This is a genomic window from Kitasatospora sp. NPDC057500 (assembly GCF_042802195.1).
Classification (GTDB): domain Bacteria; phylum Actinomycetota; class Actinomycetes; order Streptomycetales; family Streptomycetaceae; genus Kitasatospora.
Map to the genome: position 1 here is coordinate 1 of NZ_JBHVER010000067.1, position 20,299 is coordinate 20,299.

At 73.7% G+C, this 20,299-nt stretch carries 22 protein-coding genes; 10 read left to right on the top strand and 12 right to left on the bottom strand.

What is annotated here, in order from left to right; genetic code table 11:
* Nucleotides 1-695 (top strand): N-acetylmuramoyl-L-alanine amidase (locus ACFU74_RS16690; RefSeq protein ID WP_380757133.1); only part of this gene is annotated, 695 nt, incomplete at its 5' end.
* 46 nt (nucleotides 696-741) lie between these two features.
* On the opposite strand, the gene ACFU74_RS16695 is transcribed toward ACFU74_RS16690, so the two are convergent.
* Nucleotides 742-1,785, bottom strand: coding sequence for a hypothetical protein (locus ACFU74_RS16695; protein ID WP_380757135.1), 1,044 nt, complete (start codon nucleotides 1,783-1,785; stop codon nucleotides 742-744).
* Nucleotides 1,786-1,985: 200 nt separating this feature from the next.
* Between ACFU74_RS16695 and ACFU74_RS16700 the strand changes: the two genes are divergently transcribed.
* Nucleotides 1,986-2,672: a DNA alkylation repair protein gene (locus ACFU74_RS16700; RefSeq protein WP_380757137.1), complete on the top strand. Its 687-nt coding sequence runs from the start codon at nucleotides 1,986-1,988 to the stop codon at nucleotides 2,670-2,672.
* A gap of 42 nt (nucleotides 2,673-2,714) precedes the next feature.
* Here the strand turns inward: ACFU74_RS16700 and ACFU74_RS16705 are convergent, their stop codons facing one another.
* From ACFU74_RS16705 to ACFU74_RS16715, 3 genes are all read right to left on the bottom strand, one after another.
* Nucleotides 2,715-4,373: an AMP-binding protein gene (locus ACFU74_RS16705; protein WP_380757139.1), complete on the bottom strand. Its 1,659-nt coding sequence runs from the start codon at nucleotides 4,371-4,373 to the stop codon at nucleotides 2,715-2,717.
* A 116-nt stretch (nucleotides 4,374-4,489) separates the two neighbouring features.
* Complete coding sequence (locus ACFU74_RS16710; RefSeq protein ID WP_380757141.1) at nucleotides 4,490-5,080, bottom strand: isochorismatase family protein; 591 nt, start codon at nucleotides 5,078-5,080, stop codon at nucleotides 4,490-4,492.
* Nucleotides 5,081-5,251: 171 nt separating this feature from the next.
* The gene (locus tag ACFU74_RS16715; protein WP_380757143.1) at nucleotides 5,252-6,718 is read right to left on the bottom strand and encodes an MFS transporter; all 1,467 of its coding nucleotides are present in this window, start codon (nucleotides 6,716-6,718) and stop codon (nucleotides 5,252-5,254) included.
* A 158-nt stretch (nucleotides 6,719-6,876) separates the two neighbouring features.
* On the opposite strand from ACFU74_RS16715, the gene ACFU74_RS16720 reads away from it, so the two are divergent.
* From ACFU74_RS16720 to ACFU74_RS16730, 3 genes are all read left to right on the top strand, one after another.
* Nucleotides 6,877-7,341, top strand: a complete 465-nt coding sequence (locus tag ACFU74_RS16720; protein ID WP_380757146.1) for a MarR family winged helix-turn-helix transcriptional regulator — start codon at nucleotides 6,877-6,879, stop codon at nucleotides 7,339-7,341.
* Nucleotides 7,342-7,440: 99 nt separating this feature from the next.
* Entirely contained in the window at nucleotides 7,441-8,508 is a 1,068-nt protein-coding gene (locus ACFU74_RS16725; RefSeq protein ID WP_380757148.1) for a TIGR03617 family F420-dependent LLM class oxidoreductase, read from the top strand.
* Nucleotides 8,509-8,580: 72 nt separating this feature from the next.
* A complete protein-coding gene (locus ACFU74_RS16730) occupies nucleotides 8,581-8,709 on the top strand; it encodes a hypothetical protein (RefSeq protein ID WP_380757150.1) in 129 nt (42 codons plus the stop codon).
* A gap of 268 nt (nucleotides 8,710-8,977) precedes the next feature.
* Here ACFU74_RS16730 and ACFU74_RS16735 read toward each other — a convergent pair whose 3' ends face one another.
* Together ACFU74_RS16735 and ACFU74_RS16740 are read right to left on the bottom strand one after the other, a co-directional pair.
* Nucleotides 8,978-9,709: a ScbR family autoregulator-binding transcription factor gene (locus ACFU74_RS16735; RefSeq protein WP_380757152.1), complete on the bottom strand. Its 732-nt coding sequence runs from the start codon at nucleotides 9,707-9,709 to the stop codon at nucleotides 8,978-8,980.
* A 179-nt stretch (nucleotides 9,710-9,888) separates the two neighbouring features.
* Entirely contained in the window at nucleotides 9,889-10,293 is a 405-nt protein-coding gene (locus tag ACFU74_RS16740) for a RidA family protein (protein WP_380757154.1), read from the bottom strand.
* A 193-nt stretch (nucleotides 10,294-10,486) separates the two neighbouring features.
* Here ACFU74_RS16740 and ACFU74_RS16745 point away from each other — a divergent pair, with 193 nt between their 5' ends.
* Nucleotides 10,487-11,083, top strand: coding sequence for a C40 family peptidase (locus ACFU74_RS16745; RefSeq protein WP_380757156.1), 597 nt, complete (start codon nucleotides 10,487-10,489; stop codon nucleotides 11,081-11,083).
* Nucleotides 11,084-11,105: 22 nt separating this feature from the next.
* On the opposite strand, the gene ACFU74_RS16750 is transcribed toward ACFU74_RS16745, so the two are convergent.
* Nucleotides 11,106-11,576 carry a MarR family winged helix-turn-helix transcriptional regulator gene (locus ACFU74_RS16750; protein WP_380757158.1) on the bottom strand — a complete coding sequence of 157 codons (471 nt, stop codon included), beginning with the start codon at nucleotides 11,574-11,576 and terminating at the stop codon, nucleotides 11,106-11,108.
* A gap of 31 nt (nucleotides 11,577-11,607) precedes the next feature.
* Here ACFU74_RS16750 and ACFU74_RS16755 point away from each other — a divergent pair, with 31 nt between their 5' ends.
* Nucleotides 11,608-12,048 (top strand): VOC family protein, encoded by a 441-nt coding sequence (locus ACFU74_RS16755; RefSeq protein ID WP_380757160.1) that lies wholly within the window; start codon nucleotides 11,608-11,610, stop codon nucleotides 12,046-12,048.
* On the opposite strand, the gene thrS is transcribed toward ACFU74_RS16755, so the two are convergent.
* From thrS to ACFU74_RS16775, 4 genes are all read right to left on the bottom strand, one after another.
* Nucleotides 12,042-13,328, bottom strand: coding sequence for a threonine--tRNA ligase (thrS, locus tag ACFU74_RS16760; protein WP_380757162.1), 1,287 nt, complete (start codon nucleotides 13,326-13,328; stop codon nucleotides 12,042-12,044). The genes ACFU74_RS16755 and thrS overlap by 7 nt on opposite strands.
* A 216-nt stretch (nucleotides 13,329-13,544) precedes the next feature.
* Complete coding sequence (locus tag ACFU74_RS16765; RefSeq protein WP_380757164.1) at nucleotides 13,545-14,276, bottom strand: leucine-rich repeat domain-containing protein; 732 nt, start codon at nucleotides 14,274-14,276, stop codon at nucleotides 13,545-13,547.
* A 125-nt stretch (nucleotides 14,277-14,401) separates the two neighbouring features.
* Nucleotides 14,402-15,814: a dihydrolipoyl dehydrogenase gene (lpdA, locus tag ACFU74_RS16770; RefSeq protein ID WP_380757166.1), complete on the bottom strand. Its 1,413-nt coding sequence runs from the start codon at nucleotides 15,812-15,814 to the stop codon at nucleotides 14,402-14,404.
* A 162-nt stretch (nucleotides 15,815-15,976) separates the two neighbouring features.
* Nucleotides 15,977-17,467 (bottom strand): M28 family metallopeptidase, encoded by a 1,491-nt coding sequence (locus tag ACFU74_RS16775; protein ID WP_380757201.1) that lies wholly within the window; start codon nucleotides 17,465-17,467, stop codon nucleotides 15,977-15,979.
* Between the two features lie 229 nt (nucleotides 17,468-17,696).
* Here ACFU74_RS16775 and ACFU74_RS16780 point away from each other — a divergent pair, with 229 nt between their 5' ends.
* The 3 genes from ACFU74_RS16780 (at nucleotide 17,697) to ACFU74_RS16790 (ending at nucleotide 19,916) form a co-directional block, all read left to right on the top strand.
* Nucleotides 17,697-17,876 (top strand): antitoxin, encoded by a 180-nt coding sequence (locus ACFU74_RS16780; protein WP_380757168.1) that lies wholly within the window; start codon nucleotides 17,697-17,699, stop codon nucleotides 17,874-17,876.
* Nucleotides 17,877-18,124: 248 nt separating this feature from the next.
* Nucleotides 18,125-18,610, top strand: coding sequence for a cation:proton antiporter regulatory subunit (locus ACFU74_RS16785; RefSeq protein ID WP_380757170.1), 486 nt, complete (start codon nucleotides 18,125-18,127; stop codon nucleotides 18,608-18,610).
* Between the two features lie 7 nt (nucleotides 18,611-18,617).
* Nucleotides 18,618-19,916 (top strand): cation:proton antiporter, encoded by a 1,299-nt coding sequence (locus ACFU74_RS16790; RefSeq protein ID WP_380757173.1) that lies wholly within the window; start codon nucleotides 18,618-18,620, stop codon nucleotides 19,914-19,916.
* Nucleotides 19,917-20,028: 112 nt separating this feature from the next.
* Here ACFU74_RS16790 and ACFU74_RS16795 read toward each other — a convergent pair whose 3' ends face one another.
* Nucleotides 20,029-20,226, bottom strand: a complete 198-nt coding sequence (locus ACFU74_RS16795; protein WP_380757175.1) for a hypothetical protein — start codon at nucleotides 20,224-20,226, stop codon at nucleotides 20,029-20,031.
* Between the last annotated feature and the right edge of the window lie 73 nt (nucleotides 20,227-20,299).

Genomic DNA, 20,299 nt, shown 5'->3' on the forward strand with positions numbered 1-20,299 from the left:
CCGCCAACCCGCGCTCCACCGCCCTGGACACCACCCGGGGCCCGGCCCGCACGGCCACGCTCTCCCCGACCGCCCCGGTCACCTTCTGCGGCGTCGAGTACCTCAGCCGCGCCGCGTGGGGCGCCGACGAGTCCAAGCGCTTCAAGAACGGCGTGGAGAACTCCCCCGCCAAGTACTACCCGCTGCAGACCCTGACGGTGCACCACACCGACACCCCGAACGCGGACGCCGACCCGGCCGCGACCGTGCGGGCGATCTACGAGTACCACGCCGTCACCCAGGACTGGGGCGACATCGGCTACCACTTCCTCATCGACGAGGCCGGCCGGATCTACGAGGGCCGCTGGTCCGGCGACGACGGCCTGCCGGCGCACGACGCCAACGGCAACGCGGTGACCGCCTTCCACACCTCCGGCTTCAACTCGGGCAACCTCGGCATCGCCCTGCTGGGCACCCTGACCGGCCAGGACGCGACCGCGAAGGCCCGCCGCTCGCTGACCCTGCTGCTCGCCCTGCTGACCCGCACCCACGGGCTCGACCCGCAGGCGCACGTCACCTTCGTCAACCCGGTCAACGGCGTCACCAAGCCGGTCGACCTGATCAGCGGCCACCGCGACTGGCTGGCCACCGACTGCCCCGGCGGCACGATGTACGCCACGCTGCCCGCCCTGCGCGCCGAGGTCGCCGCGCTCTGACGGGGCCGGGGCCCGGGCGCGCTCCTCGCACCCGGGCCCGGTCCCCTCAGGGCGCCCCGAGCGAGGCCCAGTCCGACCATCCGCCGCCGGAGACCTGCCAGACGTGCCGGACGGTCGCGTCCGTGCAGGGGACGAAGACGTGCAGCCGGTTGTCCGCGTCCTGGGAGACGGCCGGGTCACCGGCCGGGGTGGCGCCGATCGGGCCGCCGAGCGGCGCCCACTTCTCCCAGCCCTTCCCGACCGGCCGCTGCACGGACCGCTGCACCGTGTTGTCGGTGCCGCGGCAGAAGACCTCCAGTCGGCCGCCGGAGTTCCGGGCCGCGGCCGGGTCGCCGGCCAGGCTGCCGCCCAGCGACTCCCAGGTGCCGGTCCAGCCGTTGTTGGCGGCGGTCTGCCACAGGTGCCAGAGCGTGTTGTCGGTGTACCGGGCGAAGAGTTCCAGCCGACCGTCGTCGTTCTGGACCGCCGCCGCATCGCTCGCGACGTTGTTGCCGCCGAGCGGGGACCCGATCTTCCACCCGTTGATCAGCGGGCGCTGGTAGGCGTGCTGGACGTTGCCGTAGCCGTCGCGGGTGAAGACCTCCAGATGGCCGTTGGCGTTCGGGGCGGGCGTCGGGTCGCCCACCGTGGCGATCTGGATGGTCCCCCACGAGGACCAGCGGCTGTCGGAGTCGGTCTGCCAGATGTGCTGGACGACGTTGCCGGTGCCGTGGACGAAGACCTCCAGGTGGCCGTCGCTGTTCTGGGCGAGCATCGGGTCGCCCACCAGGGAACCCTCCAGCGACTTCCAGTCGCCCCAGCCCTTGGAGACCCTGAGGTCCTGTCGGATGTAACGGAGAGTGGCGTTCTCCCCGCTGTGGACGAAGACCGTCAGGCGGCCGTCGACGTCCGCGCCGACCACCGGACTACCGGTCACGGTGCCGCCGAGCGACTCCCAGCGCGACCAGCTCTCGTCACTGTCGGGAGTCCTCTGCCAGATGTGGTGGACGGCACCGCGCCCGCCCCGGACGAATACCTCCAGCCGGCCGTCCGAGTTCCGGCCGATCCAGGAGAGCGCGGTACTGAACGCGGTGCCCACTGCCGTAGCCATGAGATTCCCCTTTCCGGTGTGGCGGGTGCCGACCACCGGATGCCCACCGGAGATCCGGGGGGCCGCGCACCGGGCCGTCCACCGACCCACTGGTTCGCCTTCGATCCTAGTCTCACCCGACGCCCCCGTACAGTCACTGTGCGTAACTGTCGCGGCTGCGCCGTAGGGTGAACCGGAGAGGCGACGGACAGGAGACCGAGATGCCGGAGGTGACGGTGACCGAGCAGGTGGCCGAGGTGACGGCCGAGCTGGCCGCGCTGGAGGACCCGAAGATCCGCCGGGTGAACGAGCGGCACGGCGACGACCACGGCGTCAACCTCACCGGGCTGCGTGCCGTGGCCAAGCGGCTGGGCACGCAGCAGGAGCTGGCCCGGGGGCTCTGGGCGACCGGCGACGGCGCGGCGCGCCTGCTGGCGCTGCTGGTGTGCCGGCCCAGGGAGTTCGGGCGCGACGAGCTGGACGCCATGCTGCGCGCGGCCCGCACGCCCAAGGTGCAGGACTGGCTGATCGGCTACGTGGTGAAGAAGAGCCCGCACGCCGAGGAGCTGCGCCGGGCCTGGTCGGCCGATCCCGACCCGCTGGTCGCGAGCGCGGGCTGGGCGCTGACCGCCGACCGGGTGGCGACGAAGCCCGAGGGCCTCGACCTGGCCGCGCTGCTGGACGTCATCGAGGCGCAGCTGCGGGACGCCCCGGACCGGCTGCAGTGGGCGATGAACACCTGCCTGGCCCGGATCGGCATCGACCACGCCGACTACCGGGCGCGCGCCCTCGACATCGGCGAGCGCCTGGAGGTGCTCAAGGACTACCCGACGTCCCCGGGCTGCACCTCGCCGTACGCGCCCGTCTGGATCACCGAGATGGTCCGCCGGCAGCACGACGGGGCGTGAGCGCCCGGGGCGGTCCTGCGGTTCGGGGGGTGTGAGGCCGGGTCAGGCGTGCTCGATGCCCGCCGCCCCGTCCAGGCCCAGCAGTTCGACGGCCCGCTCCCGCATCTCCACCTTGCGGATCTTCCCGGTGACGGTCATCGGGAACTCGTCCACCTGGTGCACGTAGCGCGGCACCTTGTAGTGCGCGATCCGGCCCGCGCAGTACTCGCGCAGCGCCTCGGCGGTCAGTCCGGGCGCGCCGGGCCGCAGCCGGACCCAGGCCATCAGCTCCTCGCCGTACTTGGCGTCGGGCACGCCGATCACCTGGACGTCCAGGACGTCGGGGTGGGTGAACAGGAACTCCTCGATCTCGCGCGGGTAGATGTTCTCGCCGCCCCGGATCACCATGTCCTTCAGCCGGCCGGTGATGTTGAGGTAGCCCTCCTCGTCCATCACCGCGAGGTCGCCGGTGTGCATCCAGCCGTCGGCGTCGACCGCCTCGGCGGTGCGGTCGGGCTGGTCCCAGTAGCCGAGCATCACCGAGTAGCCGCGGGTGCGGAGTTCGCCGGGCGTGCCGCGCGGGACGGTCTCGCCGGTCTCCGGGTCGGCCACCTTGACCTCCAGGTGCGGGCCGACCCGGCCGACCGTGGACACCCGCCGCTCCAGCGGGTCCTCGGCGCGGGTCTGGGTGGAGACCGGGGAGGTCTCGGTCATGCCGTAGCAGATGGAGACGTCGCGCATGCCCATCCGGTCGACGACCTGCTTCATCACCTCGATCGGGCACGGCGAGCCGGCCATGATCCCGGTGCGCAGGCCGGACAGGTCGTACTCGGCGAAGCCCGGGTCGTTGAGCTCGGCGATGAACATGGTCGGCACGCCGTAGAGCGAGGTGCAGCGCTCGGCGGACACCGCGCGCAGGGTGGCGGCCGGCTCGAAGGCCGGGGCCGGGATCACCACGCAGGCGCCGTGCGAGAGCGCCGCCAGGTTTCCCATCACCATCCCGAAGCAGTGGTAGAACGGCACGGGCACGCAGATCCGGTCCGCCTCCGTGTAGCCGCACAACTCGCCGACGAAGTAGCCGTTGTTGAGGATGTTGTGGTGCGAGAGCGTGGCGCCCTTGGGGAAGCCCGTGGTGCCCGAGGTGTACTGGATGTTGATCGGGTCGTAGGGGCTCAGGCCCGCGCCGATGCCGGCCAGCCGCTCCCGGTCGCCGCGCTCCCCCGCCGCCAGCAGCTCGTCCCAGCCGGGCGACCCGATCAGCAGCACGTCCCGCAGCCCGGGACAGCGCGGCCCGGCCTCGGCGAGCATGGCCGCGTAGTCCGAGGTCTTGAAGCCCGGCACCGCCACCACCGTGCGGATCCCCGACTGCCGCAGCACGTACTCGACCTCGTGGGTGCGGTAGCCGGGGTTCACGGTCACCAGGACCGCGCCGATCCGCGCGGTGGCGTACTGGGTGAAGACCCACTCCGGGCAGTTCGGGGCCCAGATGCCGACCCGGTCACCGGCGCCGACCCCGAGGCCGAGGAGTCCGAGCGCGACCCGGTCCACCTCCGCGGCCAGTTCCCGGTACGTCCACCGCCGCCCGCTCGGCACGTCCACCAGCGCCTCCCGGTCCGGGAAGGCGGCGACGGCGCGGTCGAGCGCGACACCGATGGTGTGGTCCAGCAACGGCACGGAGGTGCTGCCGGCGCTGATGCTGGGAGACGGGAAGGGCGAGGTCATGGTGAGGGCTCCTGGACTCGTCCGGCGCAGGTCGCCCGAGTCTACGCAGCAGCTCCCGCCCCGTCACCCACTCGCGCACCACCGTTCCCGGACCGCGGTCCGGGAGGCGTGCCCGGTCAGGCCAGGACGACGGGCGTTCCGGTGAGGGCGACCCCGGCGCCGCGCAGGTCGTCCAGGGCCGTGGCGGTGGTGTCGGCGGCGACCCCGGCCGTGTAGTCGAGCAGGACGCGCACGGCGAAGCCCTCCTTGGCGCCGTCGAGCGCGGTGGCCCTGACGCAGTGGTCGGTCGCGATGCCGACGACGTCGACGCCCCCGACGTCGCGGGCGCGCAGCCAGTCGGCCAGCGGGGTGCCGTCCGCGGTGAAGCCCTCGAAACCGCTCTTGGAGGCGGAGCGGGCGCCCTTGAAGAAGACCTCGTCGACCGCCCCGGCGGCCACCGCGGGGGCGAAGTCCGGGTGGAACTCCCCGCCCTCGGTGCCGACCACGCAGTGCACCGGGAAGGAGTCCCGGTAGTCGGGGCGGTCGGAGAAGTGCGGGCCCGGGTCGATGTGGTGGTCGCGGGTGGCGACGACGTAGTCGTACTCGCCGTCGGTCTCGCGCAGCAGGCCGGCGATGGCGGCGGCCCGCCCGGCACCGCCCTTGACCGGGACGCTGCCGCCCTCGCAGAAGTCCTTCTGCACATCGACGACGATCAGGGCACGGCCCATGGCGACATCCCTTCCCTTGGGAGGCGGTTGGTCCCCGTATGGTCGCGGCCCCGGGTGCGGGCCCGCCGCGCACGCGCCGGGCGCTCACCCGATCGGAGGGCGGGACGCGGGTGCGGGCGCGGCGGAGCCTGCCCGCCGCACCCGCGCCCGCACCCGCCGGTACGCGCGCCGTCAGGCGGAGGCGGCGTCACCCACGGCGGCGCGCCGCGGCTCGCCGACGGCGGCCTTCGGGGTGCCCGGCGCGGGCGGCACCGGGATGGTGGCGGCCACCGCCGCGGCGACCAGGGCCACCCCGCAGCCGATCAGCAGACCGACCCGGAAGCCGCTCTCGGAGGGCAGTACGTGACCGCCCGTGCTGGCGGTCAGCTGGGCGAGCACCACACCGACGACGGCGGCCGACACCGTGGTGCCCAGCGAGCGCATCAGGGTGTTGAAGCTGTTCGCCGAGGCCGTCTCGGACAGCGGCACGGCGCTCATGATCAGCGCCGGCATCGCGCCGTACGCCAGGCCGACGCCCGCGTTGCAGACCAGGGTGACGACCAGCACGCCCCAGGTGGAGCCGATCAGCAGCATCGACAGCCCGTACCCGGCGGCGATCGCCAGGGAGCCGACGACCAGCGTGAACTTCGGGCCGCGCGCCGCCGAGAGCCGGCCGCCGAACGGCGAGACGACCATCATCATCAGACCGGAGGGCGCCATCCACAGGCCCATGGCCAGCATCGACTGGCCCAGTCCGTAGCCGGTGGCCTCCGGCAGCTGGAGCAGCTGCGGGATGATCAGCGCCTGCGCGTACATCCCGAAGCCGACCAGCACCGACGCCAGGTTGGTCAGCAGCACCCGCGGACGGGCGGTCACCCGCAGGTCGACCAGCGGTTCGGCGCTCCGCAGCTCCCAGGCGCCCCAGGCCAGCAGCAGGACCACGGCGGCGGCGAACAGTCCGAGGGTGGTCCCGTCCGTCCAGCCCCAGTCCCCGCCCTTGGAGACCGGCAGCATCAGGCAGACCAGTCCGGCGCCCAGCCCGACCGCGCCGACGGCGTCGAAGCGGCCGCCGGCCGGCGCGGTGGCGGGGGCGGGCACCAGGGAGCGGATCATCGCGGCGATCACCACGGTGAGGACGGCCGCGCCCCAGAACAGCACGCGCCAGCTGGTGTACTGGGCGACCGCCGCCGAGATGGGCAGGCCGAGGCCGCCGCCGATTCCCATCGAGGCACTGACCAGGGCGATCGCGGAGCCCAGCCGTTCGGGCGGCAGCACCTCGCGCAGCAGGCTGATGCCGAGCGGGACGACGCCCATGCCCATGCCCTGCAGTCCGCGCCCGACGATCATCGGCAGGACGGACGAGGTCAGCGCGCAGATCACCGAGCCGACCAGGAGCGGGACGCAGCACGCCAGCAGCATCCGCCGCTTGCCGAGCAGGTCGCCGAGCCGGCCGCTGATCGGCACGAACACCGCGCCCGACAGCAGGGTGGCGGTGATCACCCAGGAGGCGTTGGACGCGGAGGTGTCCAGGATCTTCGGCAGCTCGCCGATCAGCGGGGTGACCAGGGTCTGCATGATCGCCGCCAGCGTGCCGGTGAGGGCGAGCGTGGCGACGATGCCCCTGGTCCGGTCGGGGGCGGCGGTATGTGGGGCGGCCATCAGCGGGGGCTCCTCGGGTCCGTGCACGGGTCAACGGATATGCATCCTACACATGATATGCATGATGCATATCAACTCCGATGGGCGCACGCCTGCCATACTGTGCGCTAACACCGCAGGTCAGGGCGCCGGAGCCAGGGACGGGAAAGGGCGACGTCATGAGCGGACCCAGCGAGCCCACGGACGACGTGGCGTTCGAGTACATGGTGCTCAGCCGGCACCACTACCTGAGCCCGCACGGCGCCCGGCCGCACGAGAACGCACTGGAGCGCAGCGCGTACATCCTGCTCAGCCGGATCCGGGTGCAGGGCCCGATGTCGATCGGCGAGCTCAGCGACGCCTTCGGGCTCGACGCCTCCACCCTCAACCGGCAGACCGCCGCGATGGGCCGGGCCGGGCTGGTCGAGCGGATCCCCGACCCCGAGGGCGGGCTGGCCCGCAAGTTCCGCATCACCGAGGAGGGCGACCGCCGGCTCGACGAGGACCGTGCGGCGCGCGCCCACGCCCTCGGCCTGGTGATGGAGGACTGGCCCACCGAGGACATCGAGGCCTTCGCCGCGTTCCTGCGGCGCTTCAACACCGGCATCGAGCGGCTCGACGGACGGCCCTGGCCCCGCCCCTGACCCGGCGTCGACCCGCCTGACCGCGCGTCGCCCCGCCCGGCGCCGCCCGGAGCCGTCGCCGCCCCACCGGACCCGACCCGCCCACCTGGAGCCCGACCGATGGACCGCCCGCAGGCCCCCGCCCTCCTCCTCGACGCGCTCGCCCCCGCGCACCCCGCCGCCGTCCTGGACGCCGCCGAACGGGCCGAACGGCGGGGCGCGGACCGGCTGGTGGTCTCCGAGACCGCTTACGACCCCTTCCTCCAGCTGGCCCGGGCCGCCGACCGCACCAGCTCCATCGAGCTGGCCACCGGGGTCGCGGTGGCCCTGGCCCGCACCCCGATGACCCTCGCCTACCAGGCCTGGGGCCTGCACGCGGCCTCCGGCGGACGCGCCGTCATCGGGCTCGGCTCCCAGGTCAAGCCGCACATCGAGAAGCGCTTCGGGATGCCCTGGGACCGGCCCGCCGCGCGGATGCGCGAGTACGTGCACGCCGTGCGGGCGATCTGGCACAGCTGGCAGACCGGTGAGCGGCTGCGCTTCCGCGGCGACTTCTACACCCACACCGTGATGACGCCGGTCTTCTCCCCCGACCCGGTCCCGGCCGGGGTGCCGCGGATCCTGCTGGCGGGCGTCGGGCCGCTGATGGTGCGCACCGCCGGCGCGGTGGCGGACGGCTTCCTCAGCCACCCGTTCACCTCGGTCGACTACCTCACCCGGCAGGTGCTGCCGGCGCTCGCCGAGGAGCGCGGGCGGGCCGAGGCCGAGGGCGCGGCCTGGACCGGACGGCCCTTCGAGGTGGTCGGCAGCGTGCTCACCGCGACCGGCCGCACCGAGGAGGAGCTGCGCGCCAACCTCGCGGCCGTCCGCGAGCGGCTCGCCTTCTACGCCTCCACGCCCGCCTACCGCCCGGTGCTGGCCCTGCACGGCTGGGAGGAGCTGCACGAGGAGCTGCACCGGCTGTCGCTGCGCGGCCGCTGGCCCGAGATGGCCGCGCTGATCGACGACCGGGTCCTCGGCACCTTCGCCGTCACGGGCACGGTCGAGGAGGCCGCCCGGGAGATCCACCGCCGGTACTCGGGACTGGCCACCCGGGTCTCGGTCAGCCTGCCGGAGGACGCCGCGCCGGACCTCGGCCTGGACGTGCTGGACGCCCTGCGGGCGCTGGACCGGCCCGGACCCCGCTGAGCAGACCCGCCCGGGCGGGGCGTGCCCTACGGTGGACGGTGATCCGTACACCGTCGAGGGAGGAGCCTGGTGATGGGGCGGCAGAAGGACGGCGCACAGGTGCTGGCGCGGCTCGCGGAGCTCTCGCCGGACACCGTGGTCGGCCATCCGCTCCTGGACACCGTGACGCTCGACGCGCTCACCGAGGTGGCGGTGGTGTAGGCGACCGTCCACCTGCTCGACCTGACGGCGTCGGTCGGCGGCCCGCCGCCCCCGGCGGCGGCGCTGGAGGCCACCCGCACCCTGCTGGCGGAGGTGGCCGACCCGGTGGAGTTCATCGAGGCGGCCGCCGGGCGGAGCGGCAACGCCGTTCTGCCGGCCATCCGCTGACGGCCCGTCTGCCGTCGGCCCGCCGCACCCGGCCGTGCCGACTACGCTCCGCAGCCGTGGTGCGGTGGGCGATCCGACCGGGGAAACCGGACGCGCCGTATCATTCGGCTTCCACGCCGGTCCCACCGGTTTCTTCGGAGCGATCGTCGGAACCACCGGCGGAGCCGTCACCGGCCGGGCCCTCGGCCCGGCCGCGCGCGGCCACCATCTCCGCGTACACCCGCGCGCCGCGGTCCGGCGCAAGGTCGAGGCAGGCGAGCACCCCGGCGACGGCGATGCTCGGCATCAGGTGCCGGTAGAGGACCGAGACCCGCTCCGCGAGGTCGGCCCGGTTGGTGAACCGCTGCGACTGGAGCTGCACGCCCACCCAGGACGCGGTCGTCAACCCGGCCGTGTCGGCCGGCACCACGTGCGGCAGCAGCTCGCCCCGCTCGCCCGCGGCGATCAGCAGCCGCTCCAGCCGGGCGATCCAGCCCGGCGCGGCGTCGACGCCCAGCCGGCGGTCCGCGGCGTGGTCCACCGAGAGCCGCACACCGGCGCTGACCAGCGGATCGATCGGCACCAGATGGGTGACCACCATCCCGGTGTCCACGAACTCCTGGAGCTTGCACGGGCGCTCGGGCACGGCCTCGGCCTCGAACTGCCCCTCGATGACGCCCAGGGCCAGGTCGGCCTTGGACGCGAAGTGGAAGTAGACGGCACCGCGGGTCACGCCGGCCCGGGCGACGACCTCGCCGATGGTCGCCCGCTCGTAACCGAACTCGTCGAACACCGAGGCCGCGGCCTCCAGAATCAGCCGCCGCGTCCGCAGCGCCCGTTCCTGTCGCGCCACCACGACCACCCCCGCACACACAAGCGAAACAAAACCAAACAGCCCGTATCTTACCCGTGGCCGGACGGGGCACTCCGCGCTACCGGCGTCGCTGCCTGCCGGGCCCGCGGACACGCGGCGTCAGAGAATACCGACCGGGCGGCCACCGCGCCGGACCGGCTCCCCGCCGCCCGGCACGGTCAGCCCAGCACGGCGACCGCCTCCACCTCGACGAGCTGGTCGTGGTAGCCGAGCACGGAGACCCCGAGCAGGGTACTGGGCACGTCGTGCTCGCCGAGGTACTCGCGGTAGACCTCCCAGACGGCCACCAGGTCCGCCTGACGGGAGGACGCGACGTACACCGTGGTGCGCACCACGTCGGTGAGCGCGGCGCCCTCGTCCTCCAGGACCGTCACCAGGTTGCGCATCACCTGGTGGGCCTGGCCCGCGTAGTCGCCCACCGCCACCGTACGCCCCTCGGTGTCCAGCGGGCAGGCACCGGCCAGCCAGAGCGAGCGCACCGGCGCCTCGACGGAGGCCGCGTAGGCGTAGTCGACGGCCTGGGTGAGGCGGTGGTTGCGGATCAGCCTGACGGAGCTGCTCATGGGTCCCTCCCGGATGGTCGTTCGGTCGCGCCGGGCCCCATCGTTGGGATCGCCCGCGCCACCGTCAATCGATTTCCGGCCGGTGCCCTCGGCGGACCGGGGTCCGCGCCCGGCGAATTCACCGGTGCGGGTGATGGCGGGCGGCCCGCTCCGGCCGGGATCCTGGTGGTTCGCCGACGACCGAGGGGGTCCCATGCCGTTCCCGCACCTCACCAGGGCCTGGGGCCGCCGCCGGGTGCTGGGCCTCGCCCTGGGGGCCGGCCTCGCCCCCGCGCTGGGCGCCGGGTCCGCCGCCGCCCGCCCCCGCCACGCGGGTCCGGACCACACGCTCGGCCTCCGGGTGGCCGCCCTGGCCGCCTCGCAGATCGGCGTGCCGTACGCCTGGGGCGGCGGGGACCGGCTGGGCGCGAGCCTCGGCTTCTGCGACGAGGAGAACGGCTACCTCGACGGCCAGTGCCTGGGCGAGACCACGGTCGGCTACGACTGCAGCGGGCTGTCGCTGTACTGCTGGTACCGGGCGAGCGCGGGCGCGGTCGAGCTGGCGCACTACACCGTCGCGCAGTTCAACCGCTCCGCCCCGGTGGAGACCGCCGCGCTGCTCCCCGGGGACCTGCTGTTCTTCTCCCGGCCCGACGCGCCGCTGCACCACGTCGGCATCTGGGCCGGCGACGGCGCCATGATCCACGCCGAGCGCACCGGCACGCTGGTGGCCCGGTTGGAGGGTGTGCTCGGCATTCCCCGCTGGTCCCGCGAGTTCGCCGGCGCCCGCCGTCCGCTGCCGTTCGGCTGACCCCGGAGACCGCAGCGGCGGGTCAGGGGGCTCCCGGCAGGTGCGCGTGGACGCGGCCGAGCAGCTCGTGGAGCACCTGGCGCTCCGCCGCGCTCAGCGGCGCCAGCACCTCCTCCTGCACGGCGTACGCCTCGGCGCGCAGTTCGGCGAGCAGGGCGCGGCCCGCCTCGGTGACGGTGACCGAGACGCGGCGCCGGTCGGCGGTGTCGCGGGCCCGTACGACGTAGCCGGCGGCCGCCAACTGGTCGGTGACCTTGGCCATGTCGCTGGGGTCCACCCGCAGCCGGCGGACCAGGTCGCGCTGGGCGTGCGGGCCGAAGTCGGCGAGCGCGGCGAGCACCGCCATGTCCCACAGCCGCAGTCCCCGGCGGGCGAGCCGCTCGGCCAGCCGGGCGCGGGCCGCCTTGCCGGTGCGGGAGAGCAGATAGGTGCTGAGTTCCAGCAGCGTCGGCGGGGTCACGGCGGCGGGAGCGACTGATTCCTCTGAAGCCATGGGGCGAGTCTAAGGTCAGACCCTATAGTGGGTGTCCACCCACGATTTCCGCGGAGGCCCCGTCATGGACGTCCCGTACCACCGCCTGCTCGTCGCCGACTTCCCCGCCTGCTTCGGGTTCTACGCCGCCGTGCTGCCGCCGCTGACCGGAGCCGCCCCGGTCAGGGGCGCCCCCGAAGGCCCGTACGCCGCCTGGGACCTGGCCGGCCGGACCGTGCTCGCGCTGTTCGACCGCGGGCGGTTGGCCGCCGCCGTCGGCACGGCCGCGCTGCCCGCCGCACCGGCCGCCGCCCAGGACGGCGCGATGCTGGTCCTCCGGGTCGACGACGTCGAGCAGGCCCTCGCCCACTGCCTGGAGCACGGCGGCGCACCCGTCGCCGGGCCCGCCGACCGCCCGGAGTGGGGTCCCGGCCTGCGCACCGCCCACCTGCGCGACCCGGAGGGCCGGCTGATCGAGGTGCAGTCCTACTGAGGAGGCCGACCGCCGCCGGGGGCCGGCGGCTCGTCCCACAGCTCCGGAGCGCACGCGCCGACCAGCGCGCCGATCCTGGCCAGCGCCTCGGCCACCGGCAGCGGATCCGGTCGTCGGCCGTCGCGCAGGCGCAGCGCCAGCAGGTCGTCCGCCGCCTCCCGGGGGCCGATCACCGCCTGGTACGGGACCAGTCGCGCCGCCCGGATCCGGGCGCCGAGGCCGCCCCGCTCGGGTCCGGCGACCTCGGCCCGCAGCCCGAGGTCCAGGCAGCGCCCGCGCACCCGCTCGGCCCGCTCGCGCTCCCCCTCGGTGAGCGGCAGCAGCATCAGCTGGGTCGGCGCCAGCCAGGCCGGGAAGGCCCCGCGGTACAGCTCGATCAGGTGGGCGACCACCCGTTCGACGCTGCCGATGACGCTGCGGTGGACCATCACCGGGCGGTGCCTGGCGCCGTCCGGCCCGGTGTACCGCAGGCCGAAGCGCTCCGGCTGGTGGAAGTCGATCTGCACGGTGGAGAGGGTGGACTCGCGCCCGGCGGCGTCGGCGATCTGGACGTCGATCTTCGGCCCGTAGAAGGCCGCCTCCCCCTCCGCCGCCTCGAAGGGCACCCCGGAGCGCCGGAGCACCTCGGTGAGCAGCGCGGTGGCCCGCTCCCAGAGCGCCGGGTCGGCCACGTACTTGCCGCCCGCGCCGGGCAGCGAGAGCCGGTGGCGGACCGGCCGGATGCCGAGCGCCCGGTGCGCCTCGCCGATCAGCTCCAGGGCGGCGAGCGCCTCGTCGGCGGCCTGCTCGGGGGTGCAGAAGACGTGCGCGTCGTTCAGCTGGATGGCCCGCACCCGGGTCAATCCGCCGAGCACGCCGGACGGCTCGGAGCGGTACATGCCGCCGAGTTCGGCGATCCGCAGCGGCAGTTCGCGGTGGCTGCGGGCGCGCGAGCGGTAGACCAGGGCGTGGTGCGGGCAGAGGCTGGGGCGCAGCACGACCTGTTCGGCACCCAGGTCCATCGGCGGGAACATGTCGTCGCGGTAGTGCTGCCAGTGGCCGGAGATCTCGTAGAGCTCGCGTTTGCCGAGGACGGGCGAGTAGACGTGGCGGTAGCCGGCGCGCCGCTCGCGGCCTCGGACGAACTCCTCCAGGGTGTGCCGGATCGCGGCGCCGTCGGGCAGCCAGTACGGGAGGCCGGAGCCGATCAGCGGGTCGGTGTCGAAGAGTTCGAGCTCCCGGCCGAGCCGGCGGTGGTCGGGGGCCGGTGCGGGCGCGGCCGCGTCGGGGTTGCTGTTCATGGCGGTGTCTCCACTCGGACGGGCGGGCGAGTGGACCGGCACGGCGAAGCCCCGGGGCACTCGCCCCGGGGCTTCGGACCAGCTCAGCGGTCAGCGCGCCGGGACTCTCTCCGGCGTCGTCGTGAGGACGGCTGCGGCGCGCTTCATACCGTCCACGCTAGCAGCGGACCGCCCCGGCGGGCGAGCGGTTTTCGGCCCGGGCCGCATCGGGCACCGTCAGTGCAGGACGTGGCAGCCGCGCGCCGCAAGCGCCGACAGCAGCGCGGGTGCCGGGTCGACGGCGTTCCACCGCAGGTCGAGCTTCTCCAGGGCGGGCAGCGCGGCCGGGTCCCCCAGCCAGTCCGGCAGGGCGGTGATCCGGTTGCCGCGCAGGTCGAGCCGGCGCAGCAGCGGAAGCCCGGCCAGCACCGACGGCACCTCGGGGAGCGCGTTCTCGCGCAGTTCCAGTTCGCGCAGTTCGGTGAGGCCGGTGAAGGAGCCGGGCAGGGTGGTCAGCGCGTTGCCGCGCAGTTGGAGTTCGCGCAGGGCGCGCAGGCCGCCGAGGGTTTCGGGCAGCTCGGTCAGCCGGTTGTGCTGGGCGCGGAGTTCCACCAGGCCGGCCATCGCGCCGAGGGCGTCGGGGAGTTCGGCGATCGGGTTCTCGCCGATGTTGAGGTAGCGCAGCCCGGTGAGCCGGCCGAGGGCCGCCGGTAGCGCGGTGAGCGCGTTGTCGTGCAGGTAGAGGAAGTCGGTCAGACCGGTGAGGGCGCCGAGCTCCGGCGGCACCTCGGTGATCCGGTTGTGCCCGAGGTCGAGCGTGCGCAGCCGGTGCAGCCGGCCGACGGCGGGCGGGACTTCGGTGATGCCGGTCTCGGCGAGGATGAGCACCGTCAGCTCGGTGCGGTCCCAGACCGCGCCGGGAACCGTGCCGAGGTGCCGGCGCCAGAGGTTGAGGGTGGTGTCGGTCATCCGGTCATCCTGCCGCACCCCTGCCGTCCCGGCCCGGCCCTCCCCGTACCCGACGAGCCCCCGGCCCCGGTGCCGGGGAGGGCCCGTCCGGCGGGCGGGCCCTCCCCGTTGCCGGGCGGGCGCGGTCACATGTTGATCATGTGGCCGGCCAGTCCGTGGATCGCCTCCTTGACGGCCTCGCCCAGGGTCGGGTGGGCGTGCACGTTGCGGGCGACCTCGTGCACGGTGAGGTCCCACTGCTGGGCCAGCGTCAGCTCCGGCAGCAGCTCGGTGACCTCGGGCCCGATCAGGTGGGCGCCGAGCAGCTCGCCGTGGGTGTTGTCGCAGATGACCTTGACGAAGCCGGTCGGGTGGCCGAGGCCGTGCGCCTTGCCGTTGGCGGTGAAGGGGAACTTGGCGACCTTGACGTCGTAGCCCAGGTCGCGGGCCTGCGCCTCGGTGTAGCCGAAGCTCGCGATCTGCGGCTGGCAGTAGGTGGCGCGCGGGATCATCGCGAAGTCCACCTCCATGGTCTCCGCGTCGCCGATGGTCTCGGCGGCGATGACGGCCATCGCCTCGGCGGCGTGCGCGAGCATCAGCTTGGCGGTGACGTCGCCGATGGCGAAGATGTGCGGGACGTTGGTCCGGCCGCGGCCGTCGACCGCGATCGCGCCGCGCTCGGTCAGCTCGACCCCGGTGTTCTCCAGGCCGTAGCCGTGCACGCGCGGGGCGAAGCCGATCGCCTGGAGCACCTTGTCGGCCTCCAGCACCTGCTGCTGACCGTCCTTGGCGGTGACGGTGACCTTGACCTTGGCGGCCGGGTCCTTGTCGTCGATCGAGTCGACCCGGGTGGAGGTCAGCACCTGGATGCCGAGCTTGCGGTACTGCTTGGCCAGCTCGGCGGAGACCTCGGCGTCCTCCAGCGGCACCATCCGGTCGAGGAACTCGACGATGGTGACCTGCACGCCGTAGTTGTGCAGCACGTAGGCGAACTCGACGCCGATCGCGCCGGCGCCGGCGATGATGATGCTGCCGGGGAGGTCCTCGGTGAGGATCTGCTCCTCGTAGGTGACCACGCGCTCGCTCAGGCTGGTGCCGGGCAGCAGCCGGGTGGTGGCACCGGCGGCGATGATGCAGTGGTCGAAGGTGACGACCTCGAAGCCGCCGCCGTTCAGTGCCACCTGGAGGGTGTGGTCGTCCACGAAGGTGCCGCGGCCGTCGTACTCGGTGATGCCGTTCTTCTTCATCAGGTAGTGGACGCCCTTGACGCGGCCGTCGGCGACGGTGCGGCTGCGCTTGAACGCCTCGCTGTAGTCGAAGGTGACCTGGCCCTCGACCTTGATGCCGAAGGTCTTGGCCTCCTTGGTGACGATGTGCGCGAGTTCCGCGTTGCGCAGCAGGGCCTTGGAGGGGATGCAGCCGACGTTCAGGCAGACCCCGCCCCAGTACTTCGACTCGACGACGGCGACCTTGAGACCGAGCTGGGCGGAGCGGACGGCCGCGGTGTAGCCGCCGGGGCCTGCGCCGAGGACGACGACGTCGTAGTGCGTGCTGCTCATGGTGCTGACTCCTCCGAGGGTGTCACGGTGTCGTGATCTCGGTGCCATGGTGTCAGGCCACCGCCCCGCGCACCCATCGGACCCCCGCCGTCGCACGCCCGACCGGGTTGCCGGCCCGGCCCCCGTCCGCCGTGCGGGGCGGGGTGGCCGGGCCGGGCCTGGTCAGCCCTCGGCGCCGTGGGCGTGGCCCTCGTGCAGGCTGCCGCCCTCGGTGCGCTGCGGCGCGACGGGGGCGCTCAGCGAGGAGAGGTCCCAGGCGTAGGTGCCCACCGAGTCCGCGATGACGTCGATGTTGACGTCGAAGGCGGTCATGTCCACGTTGCGGATGTCGTCGCAGGCCTTGTGGTAGCAGGGGTCGAAGGCGAGGCCGGCGGTCCCGCCGTAGGTGGCGGCCTGGGCGGCGGTCTTGATCACCTCGGCGCCGGTGTCGGTGCCGCCGGCCGGGATGCCCGCGTCGATGAACGGACCGTAGTCGGAGCGGCCGGTGAAGTCGGTGCCCTCGTGCGGCAGGCCGCGGCGGTCCAGGTAGTCGGTGATGTGCCGTTCCAGCTGCGCGGAGCCCTCCGGGCCGGGGCCGGAGCCGATGTGGTCGGAGTCGTCGCCGTCGTAGACGAACTGCGCGGAGTTGGGTGAGGCGATCATGTCGAAGTTCAGGTAGAGCTTGATCTTCTTCCGCTCGGCCTCGGAGAGCGACTTCACGTAGGCCGCGGAGCCGCGCAGGCCGAACTCCTCGGCGGACCACCAGGCGAACCGGACCTTGTTCTTCACCGGCCGGTTGCCGAGGTTCCTGGCGACCTCCAGGATGCCGGCCGAGCCGGAGCCGTTGTCGTTGATGCCGGGGCCGGCCAGCACCGAGTCGAGGTGCGAGCCGATCACCACGGTGTTGGCGGGGTCGCCGCCGCGGGTCTCGGCGATGACGTTCCAGGTCGTCCGCTTCTCCATGTGGGTGCGGATGTCCAGGGTGACGGTGACCGGGCCGGCCGCCGCCTTGTCGGCCAGCGCCTGTCCGGCGGCCTGGGAGATGCCGCCGGTCGGGATCCGCCCGAGGTCGGGCTCGCCGAGGGTGCCGTTGAGGTCCCCCTCGACGTTGTTGTAGATCACCGCGCCGAGGGCGCCCGCGTCCGCCGCCGCGGCCTGCTTGACCGCGAAGCCGCAGCCGCCGCGCCGGATCAGCGCGATCCGGCCGGTGACCGCGCCGGAGGCGTAGTCGGCGGCCTCGCAGCCGGTGGTGGCGTCCACCGGGACGACCGCGAGCGCGGCGGTCAGGCCGTTCTCCGGGCCGCCGACCGAGTAGGTCATCGCCTTGATCGCGATGTCCTCGGCCTGCGGGGAGACCACCGAGAGCCGCTCGGAGAGCTCCTGGAAGAACGTGTACTCGAACTCCTGCTTGGACACCTTGAGCCCGGCCCGGCGGGCCTGCTCGTACACGTAGCGGGCCGACTGCTCGTGGCCGGCCGAGCCGGCCACCCGGTTGCCGCCGTTGCGGCGGGCGATCCGCTGGAACGCCTCCAGGGTGTCGTGGGCGCCGTCCGCGGTGCTCGCCTGCGCCAAACGGGTGGCGAGCTTCGCCCCCTTGCGGGCCGGGTCCGGGTCGGCGACGGCGCTGCCGGTGCCGACCAGCAGCAGCGGGGTCACCAGCGCCGCCACCGCCAGCGCGGCGCCCGCCGTCCGGCGGGTGGGGGTGGTGCGGGCGCGGCGGGTGGCGGCCGGGCGGCCGGTCCGAGCGTTCAAGGCTTGTCCTTCCGACGGTCCGTGGGACTCCCGATTTGACATGTTCCTCGACGCCTTGCCAACCCCGGCGCACAAGCTGACCGGATGCGGACACCCCGGTGTGCGGCGATGCTGGGAGAGGTGGGGCCGTCTCATCCGGGAGTGTGACCACATGTCCATGTTCGACAAGCTCAAGAGCATGCTCAAGGGCCATGAGGGCCAGGCCGAGAAGGGCGTCGACAAGGCCGGCGACATGGTCGACGAACGTACGCAGGGCAAGTACAGCAGCCAGGTCGACACGGGCCAGGAGAAGCTCAAGGACCAGCTGCGCGACGACCGTCCGCCGCAGTAGCCCCGCTCCGGCACCCGTCCCTCACCCAGGGCCGTCCCCCAGTCTCCGGCCCGCCGCCCCGGTTCGTGTGCGCGCTTCCCAGCACGCACACGGGCCGGGGCTCTATTTTCAGACTTTACATACTCATTACTATTAGTCCGGTTGCGCGTTCGCGTGTCACACGCGGTCAGGCGCCGGCGTCCCCTGCTCCGGCGCGCCCGCGCCACGCGCAGCCTCCTGGGAGCCCCCCTGACGAGAGGACAGCCGCCATGTCGATCGCCCGTGTCCGGACCACTCCGCTTCCCGGTGTCGGGGTCCAGTACGACCTCACCACCCGAGAACAGCGGCACCTGTCCGTGATCGCCCACCGGGACGGCTCACGCAGTCTCAACGTCTACCGCTCGGACGACCCCGACGCCTGCGCCCAGGCCTTCCGGCTGACCGCCGAGGAGTCCGAGGCCCTGGTCGACGCCCTGACCCCGGCTCACCACAACCCGGCCATGCTGCACACCACCGACCTCGGCCTGGTCGCCGAGCGGCTCCCGGTCGACGGCGCCTCGTACTGGAACGGGCGGCTGCTCGGCGAGACCCGGATGCGCACCGAGACCGGCGCCTCGATCGTGGCCGTGCTGCGGCGCACCGGCGCCGTCCCCTCCCCCACGCCGGACTTCCGGCTGGCGGGCGGCGACACGCTGATCGTGATCGGCACCCGCGAGGGTGTGGACGCGGCGGCGGCGATCCTGGAGCGGGGGTGATCGGGGGGTGCACACCGCGACCGTCTTCATCGAGCTCGGCTCGGTCATCCTCGTCCTCGGACTGCTCGGCCGGATCGCCGGCCGCTACGGCTTCTCGCCGATCCCGCTCTACCTGCTCGGCGGGCTCGCCTTCGGCACCGGCGGACTGCTGCCGCTGAGCGCCAGCGAGGAGTTCGTGGCGACCGGCGCCGAGATCGGCGTCGTCCTGCTGCTGCTGATGCTGGGTCTGGAGTACACCGCCGCCGACCTGGTCACCAACCTCAAGGCCCAGTACCCGGCCGGCGCGGTCGACTTCCTGCTCAACGCGACACCGGGCGCGGTCGCCGCGCTGCTGCTCGGCTGGGGCCCGGTGGCCGCCGTGGTGCTGGCCGGCGTCACCTGGATCTCGTCCTCGGGCGTCATCGCCAAGGTGCTCGGCGACCTCGGCCGGCTCGGCAACCGGGAGACCCCGGTGATCCTCAGCATCCTGGTGCTGGAGGACCTCGCGATGGCCGTCTACCTGCCGATCCTGACGGCCCTGCTGGCCGGCGCCGGACTGCTCGCGGGCTCGGTCACGCTGGCCATCGCGCTGGCCACCGCGGGCGCGGTGCTCTTCATCGCGCTCCGCTACGGCCGGCTGATCTCGCGGTTCGTCTCCCACGACGACCCGGAGAAGCTGCTGCTGGTGGTGCTCGGGCTGACCCTGCTGGTCGCGGGCATCGCCCAGCAGCTCCAGGTGTCAGCGGCGGTCGGCGCGTTCCTGGTCGGCATCGCGCTCTCCGGCGAGGCCGCCGAAGGCGCGCACACCCTGCTCAGCCCGCTGCGGGACCTCTTCGCGGCGGTGTTCTTCGTCTTCTTCGGCCTCAGCACCGATCCGACCAGCATCCCGCCGGTGCTGCTCCCGGCCCTGCTGCTGGCCGTGGTCACCGCACTCACCAAGATCGCGACCGGCTACTGGGCGGCCCGCCGCGCCGGGATCGCCGCCCGCGGCCGCTGGCGGGCCGGCGGGGCCCTGGTGTCGCGCGGCGAGTTCTCGATCGTCATCGCCGGGCTCGCCGTCACCGCCGGGATCGAGCCGGGCCTCGGCCCGCTGGCCACGGCGTACGTCCTGATCCTGGTGGTCACCGGCCCGCTGGCCGCCCGCTACACCCAGCCCGCGGTGGAGCGCCTGGGCACCGTGCTGGCGCGGCGCCGCCGCCCCTGGACGCCGGAGGCCCGCATCCCCGCGCAAGGCACGGGCACGGGCACGTCGGCGGACGGCGCGGAGCCGGTGGAGGAACCGCTGGACGAGGGGTCCGGTCAGCCGCTCGACGGCCTGTCGCGCTGACCCGCTCCTGAGCGGCGCACCCTCGCGCCGACTCGGCAACCTGCCCCGGGGCGGGTCACCTCAGGTGGTCCGCCCAGGGGCTCTTTCCGTTCCCGGTGCCCTCGCCGACCGGTTACGGCAGCTGCTGCGACTGTGGCTGCGGCTGCTGCGGCTGCGGCCCGTCGACGCCGACCGTTGGGGCGCCACCGCCACCGCCACTACTGCCGCTGCCGCAGTGCTCGCAGGGACCGGGGCCGGACCGCTCGCGCAGCCGCCCGCACTCGTCGCACACCCGCTCCAGCCAGCAGGCCGGTTCGCCGCCCTCGTCCATGCAGCGATTGTGCCCGCCGAGCGGCCCCGGGCGCGAGTAGAGCGAGCAGAGCGAGTAGACAGTGTCTACTCGA